Consider the following 8,513-nt stretch of genomic DNA (forward strand, 5'->3'; position numbering starts at 1 on the left):
TGGCGGGAATACTGCGCGGAATCGTATCGAAGGGGATCAGCCGCTCGGTGCCCTGCTCGTCGCCATAGAGGGTGAAGGTGATGCCGGCGCGGTGGAACAGCAGGTCGGCTTCACGTCGACGCTGGGCCAGCAGCTCCGGCGGGGTTTCGGCCAGCCAGCGGGCGAACGCCCGGTAATGCGGACGGACCAGACCGTCAGCGGCGTACATTTCGTCATAAAAGGTGCGGATCATGCCGAACTCCTTGTCACCCGTGCACCCGAGCCATCGCAAGCCCCGTGCCAGCGGCATAATTCCTTGTTTTTCAATAGCTTGTACTTTGACAAAAGGACGATCGCACCAGATCTGTGCAAGCGTTCCGGTTGCGTTGGCAGCAACGCTTCATTGCGAAGCGCTGATCAGCCCGTACCGGGCGGCAACAGCCGCCCTCGCCGGGCCCTGGATTCAAGCCAGTTGACGCTCCTGCTTGACTCCCCAGCCTTCAATCTCACCGCCCAATGGCGCGATGACCGCTTCGAAATCCTGTTCGAATTCGCCGATACCGCCATAGGTTGCAAACATCACCTTGCTCAGCTCCAGGTGCCAGGCGCCATCATCGCGCTCATGTACCTGGGCACTGAGTGATTCGCCGCGAAACTTTCCTGCCGCTCGCCGCGCCCGTGCCTCGTCCGGAAATACCGCATAAAACTCGATGGGATGAATCTGGGCGAAGTTGAACCCCCCTTCTTTCATCCGACGCAAGACCGTGCTGCTGATGTCCTCGTATTGGCTGCTCATGAATCGTCCTCCTCATTACCGATGGATAGACTTTCAGTGCAAAACGCACCTGCCCGCCACACAAGACGTGCGGGGGCAATTCGAGCTGTTGCGTGACGTGGATCGGCAAGCCCGGACAATCAGAAACAATCGCCCGACCTTGTCTGCAGCGTAGCGCCTGATTGCCGGGCGTGCCAGCCAACGGGCTCAGGGTGCTTCAGTGATGGCAGTGATCTCCACGCCGTTCTGCTCTTTGAGCCATTTGGCGGTCGGCGAGGGTTCGCGGTCCTGGAAATCATTGAGGTCCAGTTCGCCCAGGACCGGAAACAGATGGGTACGAATCAGCCGCGCAGCCTCTTCGATGCTCGGCTCAAGCTCTGCGGTGAAAGGCAGCGAGGTACGTTCGCCCTTCTGATCAACAAAAGTAATGACCCAGTCTTTCATTGGACGCTCCTCTGTACCGATGTTCAGGGTGAATCTGGCCTACCTACCGTTGACCTCGCCGCGGGGTGGTTGTTCAGTCGACTTGCAGCTCAAAGCGATGGCCGCCCGGCAGCGCACGTATGCTTTGCAGCGTGCGCAGAAACTCGTCCCTGGAGGGCTCGAACTGCAGCGGCGGCTCGGAGTGTTCATCGGTCACTCCCAGTACCACGGTGGGCTGGTAGCCGGAGCTCAAGGCGCCAGCGACCATCCTGAACGTTTCAGTGGCTGCCGGCTTCAAACTGTCGGGCTCATAGACGCGAAAGCGTGCACCGCCGAACCGGCCCTTGGCGGCACCGATCCGCACGCTTGAGGGCCCGAACTTATCGACACTGATATGCATCGGAAACGGGTTGGCAATCAGTCGATCCAGCAGCATCGGCACCATCTCGACGGCCTTGTCGCTGTCACTGCTCATGCTCAGGCGGTGCAACAGGTTCGGGTTGTCTGCGGGGTTGAGGCCCAGGGTGATGGCATGGCGCGGTGTGCCATCGTCGGCAATGAAGCCGAAGGGCACACAGAAGCCGTTGTCCTGGGGGATTTCGTATTGCTTGCGGGTGCGGAACGCGGCCAGCACAGCGCGCGCCCTGGGCTCCAGCCGGGCCAGCGCCGCGGTGTCTGTCGCGGTATTGGCGCCACTGTAGAATTTGAATCGGTAGATGCGTTGATCGCGCCACAGGTAGGCAGTCAGATTGCCTTCATACCAGTTTGCAGAGGCGTCCGGCACACCCAGCTCGATAAAGCGCTCATGCTCGTACTCTACATCGGTCGGCCATTGCGCCTGCTCCTCGAAGAAGGCATCACGCTCGACCTGCAGCTTCGCCACCGACCGCCCCTCGCCAGTAAATTGCTTGATCATGTCGTCAAGCACTACCAGTTGCGAATTCACATAGCCTATGCGCTGGAGCTTTTCACGCAAGTCGTAGTACTGATCACTCAGTGCCCTGTAGCGCGTTTCATCGTCACGGCTCGCAGAGATGGCGGCATCCAGCGCCTCCATCTGTGCCTTCACCACCCGCTCCTGCGCCGGGCCACGGGTGAGGCTCTGCACATAGCGGATCTGTTCGTAGAGTGCACGGGTGGTCAACGGGCTGACCTCGATGTCGACCAGAAAGGGCAGCTCGCCAGTCAACCCTTCGCCGTAGGCAATCTGCTTGTCCCCAGGGGTGATCGTGGGGTCGGGGAGCTCGAAATTGTAGTACTGCCAGTAGCCACTGGAGGTGTGCCAGGCAATGTCCTTGGGCACATCGAACTGCACCCGGCCCATGCATTCGGTACGCCAGCCGGGGGGCGTCTGGTAATCCGCCGGTGCAACATCGGCCAGCGCCCACAGTGAATGGCACAGGCAGGCAAACAACACGAACACGCGCACGTAAAAATCCTTTTTTGATGGGCGCCGTTGCAGCCCCCGCTTCCTCAAGCGCGCGATTTGAGCACCCATGGCCCAGAAAGCCAAGACCCCGGCAAGCCGGGGTCCTGTTTACAGCGCTAGCAACGACGTTATTCCGGGGTGCCGTGCACTACACCAGCGGTGTTGTCCAGCAAGCTCTTGGTCGCCGTCTGGATGAACGACTCGAGCTTGTGGGTCAGGTCCTTCTGGTCCGGGGCTTCGATCAGCTCGGCCTTGAAGTTGGCACCGAGCTCATAGCGGTACATGCGTGGCGACATGTCCTTGGACTCGATCAGGATGCGATCACCCTTGATCAGGCCAACGATCTGCTCGCTTCCCGACGGCTTGATCATGCCAATGCCCGGATCACCGGCCGGCAGGTTAAGCAGGTCACGGCCCCAGCACTGGTGACGGGTTTCGCCGCCCAGGCGGCCCATGATGGTCGGCACGATGTCGATCTGGGTACCCACGGTGTGGTTGAGCGCACCGAACTTCTCCTGGATGCCCGGGGCGATCAGCAGCAGCGGCACGTTGAAGCGCCCCAGGTCCATCTCGGTGACCTGCTGGTGGTTGCCGAAGCCATGGTCGCCGACGATGACAAACAGGGTTTGCTTGAAGTAAGGCTCCTTGCGCGCCTTCTCGAAGAACTGGCCCAAGGCCCAGTCGGAGTAGCGCATGGCGGTCAGGTGCTCGTCCAGGCGGCCCTGGCCTGTGACCTTCTCGACCGGCAAATCCTTGGGCAGTGCATACGGCGTGTGGTTGGACAGGGTCTGCAGCAGCGCGTAGATCGGCTTCTTGCCATCGTGCTTGGCCAGCTCTTCGTTACCGCGGTCGAACATGTCCTGGTCGGACACGCCCCAGGTCGGGTCGGAGAACACCGGATTGACGAAGTCGTTACGGCCGATGAAGGTGGTCATGCCCTGGTTGCCGAAGAACCCGGACTGGTTGTCCCAGGCAAAGTCGCCGTTGTAGACGTAGACGTCGTCGTAGTCACGGGCACTGAGCAGCGCCGGCAGGCCCGACAGCTTGTGGCCGCCTTCCGGGGTCTGCATCAGGTACTCGAAGCCCGGCAGGTTCGGGTAGCAGGCCATGGTGGCGAACATGCCCTGGTGGGTGTGGGTGCCGTTGGAGAAGAAGCGGTCGAACAGCACGCCCTCTTTCGCCAGTTTGTCGAAGTACGGGGTGATGTTGTTCGGGCTGCCCAGGGCGCCTACCGAATGACCGGCGAAGCTCTCCATGAGGATCACCACGACGTTCTTGATCGGCAGGGTGTTGTCCGCTGGCGGGGTGAAATCACGGCGCACCGCGGCGCTGTCGGCATCGACCAGCTTGTCGTTGGCGGTCAGCAGCATGTCACGCACGGCCTGGGTAGCCAGGCCCTGCTCGATGGTCGACTTCCAGATGTTGGCGCGGTCCTCGCCGAAACGGCTCTTGGCCGCATCGATCAGGGTCAGGGTGCCGTTCAGGCCCAACTGGTTGACGAAGTTCGAGTCGGTGGTGAAAGCGTCGCCCCAACGCATTGGCGGGCCCTGGCGCAGGGTGCCGCGAGCAGCGATGACCGCCACCAGCAGGACCATGAAGAACACCACGCCGCGCACATACCAAGGTGCTACGCTACGCTTGCCAGCGACCTGGCTTTCATACACGCCATCGGGCCGGGTAAGGCGGTCGATGCCCTTGAACAGCAGGCTCAGCAGCCAGGTGCCAAAGGCCCAGGCCAGCAGGTAGCGCACTACCGGGAAGCCGTACCAGAGCATGCTCAGCACGGTTTTCGGGTCTTCCTTGACGTACTGGAACACCAGGCCGTTGAGGCGCTGGTGGAACTCGCGATAGAAATCCATCTCCATCAGGCCGAGGAACATGACGATGCTCGAGGCGATGGTCAGCCAGGCACGGAACAGGCCGCGTGCGGCCATGGCCCGGGCACTGAGGATGGCCAGCAGCAGCGGGATGCTCAGGTACACCACGACCCGCAGGTCGAAACGCAGACCGTTGAAGAAGCCCTCGGCTACAGTCGACATCGGCGTGTCGCCGATCATGTCATTGTTATAGGCCAGCAGGGCCAGGCGGACCAGACTGAGCATCAGCATGATCACCAGACCGCACAGCAGGGTGTAGGCCAGGTGCGATTTCAGCGTCGGTTGCAACGGGCGCGACGCAGCCCGCTGTTGACTCAAGGCGTCCGTGGTAGCCATGAATTGGAAGATCCCTAGGGTTCAGGTTCGAGGAAGGCGGTAAAACGAATCGGCAAATGTGCCCTAAACGCGAGCACGTTGCACGGCCATTCGGCGATTGGATAATTGCGCGAGCAAATTGTCGGCAATCGATTGTGAAAATTTCGTAATAGAATCAGTGTTATCCGCATCGAGATCATTACGCCATGTTTTATCGCTACCTCCCAAGCCCGCTTGGCCCGCTGCTACTGGCAGGCGATGAACAGGGCCTGCGCATGCTGCACATGGATGCCGCCCAGCCCTGGGAACTGGCCGAAGACTGGCAGCCGGCCACTCGCCAGCTGGACGATGTGGCACGCCAGCTCGACGAGTACTTTGCCCATAAGCGCGAACATTTCGAAGTGCGCCTGGCGGCCCACGGCACGCCATTCCAGCGCCAGGTGTGGCAGGCCCTGCAGCGCATTCCCTATGGCACCACCTGCAGCTACGGCGAGCTTGCCCAGGCCATTGGCAAGCCGAAATCGGTGCGGGCAGTGGGCACCGCCAATGGCGCCAACCCGATCGCGATCATTGTGCCCTGCCATCGGGTGATCGGCAGCAATGGCACCCTCACCGGGTTTGCCGGGGGGATCGAGCGCAAGCAGATCTTGCTGGAACTGGAGGGGACCTGGTTGATCTGAAAATTATCGCGGGGCAGGAGCCGGCTTGCCCCGCGATAGCGGACTATAGCCGCACATTGCCCCGCGGCCCGGCGATCGCCCAGATGATCAGGCCCAGCACAGGCAACAGCAGAATCAGCAGCACCCAGAGAATCTTGACGCCGCCACTGACACCGCTCTTGATCACATTGATGATCGCCCAGATGTCCAGGGCCAGAATGATCAGCCCAACCACGCTATTGAAGGTAGACCCCATGGTATTGCTCCCATGATCACGCCTGCCCTCAGGATAGCTGGCTATCAGCCCGATAGAGGCGAATCGTTCGCCGCAGCCCAGCAGCGCTGGTTACACTCGGTTCATTGAATTGCAGCCAGAGGTCCCTATGCCACCCGCCCACAGCCACAGCAGCCCTGCCCCCGCGCCACTATGGAGCGCCTGGATACAACAGGCACAAAGCAGCCCGTGGCTCAGCGCAGGCTTGGGTTTGAGCCTGCTGGCGGTGCTCGGCCTGCTGGTCGCCAGTGCCTGGAACGCTGTGCAAGGCGAGCACCAGCAAAACCTGCACATGGCCATGCTCGGTGGCCTTGCCGGCTTTGCCGCTACCGCCCTGGGTGCGGTCATGGCCGTGGTGCTGCGCGAGATCAGCGCGCGAACGCAGGATGTCATGCTCGGCTTTGCCGCCGGCATGATGCTCGCTGCCAGCTCGTTCTCGCTGATTCTGCCCGGCCTCGACGCGGCCCGTGGGATCACCGGCAATGGCCCTTACGCGGCATTGACGGTGGTCGTCGGCATGGGCCTGGGCGTGCTGCTGATGCTCGGTCTCGACCGTTTTACCCCGCACGAACACGAGAGCACCGGCCCCTGCGGCCCACAGGCCGAGCGGATCAACCGGGTGTGGCTGTTCGTGCTGGCGATCACCCTGCACAACCTGCCCGAGGGCATGGCCATCGGCGTCAGTTTTGCCAACGGCGACCTCAATGTCGGCCTGCCGCTGACCAGCGCCATCGCCATCCAGGACATTCCCGAAGGCCTGGCCGTGGCCCTGGCGCTGCGCGCAACCGGCCTTTCGACCTTCAAGGCGGCATTGGTGGCGATCGGCTCGGGCCTGATGGAACCCTTGGGTGCCGTGATCGGTCTGGGCATCTCCAGCGGTTTTGCTATCGCCTACCCGGTGAGCATGGGCCTGGCGGCCGGGGCGATGATCTTCGTGGTGTCCCACGAAGTGATCCCGGAAACCCACCGCAACGGCCACCAGACCTCGGCAACCCTGGGCCTGATGGGCGGCTTTGCGGTGATGATGTTCCTCGATACCGCCCTCGGTTAAACGTGCACGGCAACCCGTAACGCTTCCAGAGCCGGCGCTGCGGCAATGCCGACCTCGGCGCACAGTTCCAGCACCCGTGGCAGCTCGTCGTTGCCGACCAGCACCATCTGCAGCTCGTCATCGAGCAACTGGCTGAAGTTCATCAGCACGTAGCCGCCTGCTTCCTTGTTCATCGCGCCCATCTGCACCTGGATGCGGTTGAGCGCGGTCAGCGGCTCGACCTTGGCCAACTGCTTGGGCTTGAGGTTGAACGGCACGCTCTTGTCGAAGGAGTCGACGATCTGGGCAAACAGGTCCTGGTAGGTATCGGCCTGGAACAGCACGGTATCGGGCAGGCTGCCGACCACAATCCATTCACCCAGCGGGATCGGGAAGCTGTCGTCGTAGTTGATGTCCGGGTTGGCGGCGAGGAACGCCTGCGGGTCGGCATAGGCCTGGGCGGCTTCGTCGGCGATGCGCGCGATGTCTTCCTCGCGCATGCAGCCAGCGCTGATTTTGCCGATGAGTTCGACCAGTTGGGATTTCATGTGGGGGCCCTGCGACGGTAAAAAAGTCGCCAAGGATAGCCGCAAAAGGCCCCGGGGGGTTAGCCGAGCAGCTTGAGCAACTGCTCGCTGGTCTCAGGGGCACCCATGGTTTGCGCCGCGCCCAGGGCATCGCTGCCACGGGCGTCACGGTGGCGCGGGTTAGCGCCCTTGCCCAGCAGGTAATCGACGATGACCGTGCGGTTGAACATCGCCGCCATCATCAGCGCCGTACGCCCATCGGCAGACGTCCCATCGACCTCGGCGCCTTTATCCACCAGCAACTGGACCATCTCCAGGTGGCCCTTGAAAGCGGCGCCGGCGATGGGCAATTGGCCCTTGTCATTGGCAATCTGCGGGTCGGCACCGTGCTCGAGCAGCACTGTAACGGCCTGCAGATGCCCGTGATAGCTGGCAAGCATCAGCAAGGTATCGCCATTGCCATTGCGCAGGTTCACCGGCAGGCCATTTTCCAGCAAGCGCCCGAGCATCACCGCGTCGCCCTTGCGCGCCCGGTCGAACACTTCTTCGGCGAACGCTGCCGCCTCGTCATCGTTCATCGGCGTGGGGCTACGTTGGTCAGACATGGGGAACCTCCTGGCTATCGGAAAGGCCCAAGTCTTTGTCAGCGAGCACGCCGGGTCAACGGTGGATAACTCATGGCCATGACAGAAGAAATCTATTGGCCAGGGCAGCACTGCAAAATGCACTGTGCAAAATGCACGACCGTGCAGAGTGCACGATAGCGCTCTTCGACATAAATTATAACTTATTGATTTATAACGATTTTATCTCAAAGAAAAGCTGGCACAGTCACTGCACCAGTCACTCCATGTCTGCCACTAACAGTCAGGAGCTGATATGGACCTCATCCAGGAAAAATTCGCCTCGGTATTCTCCGCCTACGACGTCACCACTCAGGCGCGCCCCGACGGTGGAATTCTGCTGACCCTGCGGGCAGCGGACGGCACCCAGACCCAGCGCTCGATTTCTTATGCCCAACTGCACAGCGCCGAACAGCTGTCGTGGGCGATCAGTGCGATTCGCCGCGACCTGGCCGGGCAGGCCAGTGAGTTGCCAGTGATTTCAAATTTGCAGAGCCAGCAGCGGTTTGCCTTGCCGACTTATCGGTAAGCATGGAGATCGCATCGCGGGGCAAGCCCGCTCCTACAAGTCTGTGTAGGAGCGGGCTTGCCCCGCGATGCGA

General features: G+C 61.6%; 10 protein-coding genes and 1 pseudogene. 3 read left to right on the forward strand and 8 right to left on the reverse strand.

Annotation, left to right across the window (positions count from 1 at the left end; genetic code table 11):
• The 5 genes and pseudogenes from UW3_RS29940 to UW3_RS0123995 form a co-directional block, all read right to left on the reverse strand.
• Positions 1 to 232, reverse strand: a pseudogene (locus UW3_RS29940) (circularly permuted type 2 ATP-grasp protein); the annotation flags it as partial.
• 210 nt (positions 233 to 442) lie between these two features.
• Positions 443 to 775: a ribonuclease E inhibitor RraB gene (locus tag UW3_RS0123980; protein WP_010226349.1), complete on the reverse strand. Its 333-nt coding sequence runs from the start codon at positions 773 to 775 to the stop codon at positions 443 to 445.
• Between the two features lie 186 nt (positions 776 to 961).
• Positions 962 to 1,198: a hypothetical protein gene (locus tag UW3_RS0123985; RefSeq protein ID WP_010226352.1), complete on the reverse strand. Its 237-nt coding sequence runs from the start codon at positions 1,196 to 1,198 to the stop codon at positions 962 to 964.
• Positions 1,199 to 1,271: 73 nt separating this feature from the next.
• Entirely contained in the window at positions 1,272 to 2,606 is a 1,335-nt protein-coding gene (locus UW3_RS0123990) for a hypothetical protein (RefSeq protein WP_010226354.1), read from the reverse strand.
• A 128-nt stretch (positions 2,607 to 2,734) separates the two neighbouring features.
• Complete coding sequence (locus tag UW3_RS0123995) at positions 2,735 to 4,819, reverse strand: LTA synthase family protein (protein WP_010226356.1); 2,085 nt, start codon at positions 4,817 to 4,819, stop codon at positions 2,735 to 2,737.
• Between the two features lie 185 nt (positions 4,820 to 5,004).
• On the opposite strand from UW3_RS0123995, the gene UW3_RS0124000 reads away from it, so the two are divergent.
• On the forward strand, positions 5,005 to 5,478 hold the full coding sequence (locus UW3_RS0124000; protein ID WP_010226358.1) for a methylated-DNA--[protein]-cysteine S-methyltransferase: 474 nt from the start codon (positions 5,005 to 5,007) through the stop codon (positions 5,476 to 5,478).
• Positions 5,479 to 5,521: 43 nt separating this feature from the next.
• Here the strand turns inward: UW3_RS0124000 and UW3_RS0124005 are convergent, their stop codons facing one another.
• Positions 5,522 to 5,713, reverse strand: coding sequence for a PLDc N-terminal domain-containing protein (locus UW3_RS0124005; protein WP_010226359.1), 192 nt, complete (start codon positions 5,711 to 5,713; stop codon positions 5,522 to 5,524).
• A 127-nt stretch (positions 5,714 to 5,840) separates the two neighbouring features.
• Here UW3_RS0124005 and UW3_RS0124010 point away from each other — a divergent pair, with 127 nt between their 5' ends.
• Complete coding sequence (locus UW3_RS0124010; protein ID WP_026001503.1) at positions 5,841 to 6,782, forward strand: ZIP family metal transporter; 942 nt, start codon at positions 5,841 to 5,843, stop codon at positions 6,780 to 6,782.
• On the opposite strand, the gene UW3_RS0124015 is transcribed toward UW3_RS0124010, so the two are convergent.
• Together UW3_RS0124015 and UW3_RS0124020 are read right to left on the reverse strand one after the other, a co-directional pair.
• On the reverse strand, positions 6,779 to 7,309 hold the full coding sequence (locus UW3_RS0124015) for a hypothetical protein (protein WP_010226361.1): 531 nt from the start codon (positions 7,307 to 7,309) through the stop codon (positions 6,779 to 6,781). The two genes, UW3_RS0124010 and UW3_RS0124015, sit on opposite strands and share 4 nt — an antisense overlap.
• 59 nt (positions 7,310 to 7,368) lie before the next feature.
• Positions 7,369 to 7,893, reverse strand: a complete 525-nt coding sequence (locus UW3_RS0124020; RefSeq protein WP_010226362.1) for an ankyrin repeat domain-containing protein — start codon at positions 7,891 to 7,893, stop codon at positions 7,369 to 7,371.
• 274 nt (positions 7,894 to 8,167) lie between these two features.
• Between UW3_RS0124020 and UW3_RS0124025 the strand changes: the two genes are divergently transcribed.
• Positions 8,168 to 8,440 (forward strand): DUF3509 domain-containing protein, encoded by a 273-nt coding sequence (locus UW3_RS0124025; protein ID WP_010226363.1) that lies wholly within the window; start codon positions 8,168 to 8,170, stop codon positions 8,438 to 8,440.
• The last annotated feature ends 73 nt before the right edge of the window (positions 8,441 to 8,513 follow it).

Origin of the sequence: Pseudomonas donghuensis, assembly GCF_000259195.1 — a bacterium.
Classification (GTDB): Bacteria; Pseudomonadota; Gammaproteobacteria; order Pseudomonadales; family Pseudomonadaceae; genus Aquipseudomonas; species Aquipseudomonas donghuensis.